General features: G+C 59.3%; 1 pseudogene. It reads left to right on the top strand.

Annotated features, from left to right (window positions below):
* Positions 1 to 461: pseudogene (locus ACRYR9_RS19935) on the top strand (VirB4 family type IV secretion system protein); the annotation flags it as partial.
* Positions 462 to 546 lie beyond the last annotated feature (85 nt).

The following is a 546-nucleotide window of genomic DNA, read 5'->3' as shown; positions in this document are numbered from 1 at the left end:
CGCTGATCGAGATTGAAGAGGCGGGCTTCTTCTTCAAGTACGAACGCTTCTACAGGCGCTTGGAAACGTGGCTGACCACCATCCGCAAGCTCAACGGTGCCGTGTGGATGGCAACACAGTCGCTGCGCCAGATCGCGCGGATTACCGACTTCGAGGTGCTGAAGGAAACCATCGCGAACTTCATCTACCTGCCCAACAGCCTCGCCAATACCAGCAAGAACCTGTACTGCGACACGTTCGGCCTGACCGTCGACCAGGTGCAAATGATCAACGACGCCGTGCCGAACCGCGACTACCTGTGGGTCACCCGGACCACGTCGCGCATGCTCCAGACGGACTTCAAGCCTGAGATGGTTGCCCGGCTGCGCTCCGACGGCAAGGCGCAAGCGGTTTTCGACAAGCACTACATGCAGGGCGATGGCTGGGAGGACCGCTACGTGCGTGAACTTCTGGCCGCCTAAGCCGAAGTCGTACCACGGCGCTGCGTTGCGCCATCTCTCAATCGAAGGAGCCACCCATGCTCAAGACCACATTCTCTGCAACTTT

The organism is Kineococcus auxinigenes, from assembly GCF_050871525.1.
Taxonomy (GTDB): Bacteria; Actinomycetota; Actinomycetes; order Actinomycetales; family Kineococcaceae; genus Kineococcus.
The sequence above is the reverse complement of the archived record's forward strand: the minus strand, read 5'-3'. Positions and strand labels throughout refer to the sequence as shown.